This window comes from Corynebacterium striatum ATCC 6940, assembly GCF_000159135.1.
GTDB classification, from domain to species: Bacteria; Actinomycetota; Actinomycetes; order Mycobacteriales; family Mycobacteriaceae; genus Corynebacterium; species Corynebacterium striatum.
In genome coordinates this window covers 1-309 of sequence record NZ_GG667567.1, presented here as the reverse complement: position 1 = coordinate 309, position 309 = coordinate 1, and the positions used below count along the sequence as shown (strand labels likewise).

General features: G+C 60.2%; 1 pseudogene. It reads left to right on the top strand.

The annotated features are described in order from the left end of the window. Window positions 1–176: pseudogene (locus HMPREF0308_RS14280) on the top strand (ATP-binding protein); the annotation flags it as partial. Between the last annotated feature and the right edge of the window lie 133 nt (window positions 177–309).

Genomic DNA, 309 nt, shown 5'->3' with positions numbered 1-309 from the left:
GACTGCCGACCATCATCGTCTCCCAAACAACTGCGGCCTACTGGATAAAGAAACTCCCTGACCCCGTCGGAGCAGACTCACTGGTCAGCAGACTCAACGCCGGACAGCGCATCGAACTCGGCGACTACGACATGCGCCAACACCTCGCGCACGCTCAGACAACCGTAGACAGCTAACCTTCACTGACCGGCGAAACCCGACTTCGCTTCTGGGCTCTCGCCGGTCAACCCCCGGCTGTGGTACCAACTAACCGGAAACAGGCAGTACCACGGAGCCGTAACCGCGGTACCAACTACCCGCGCTCAGCAA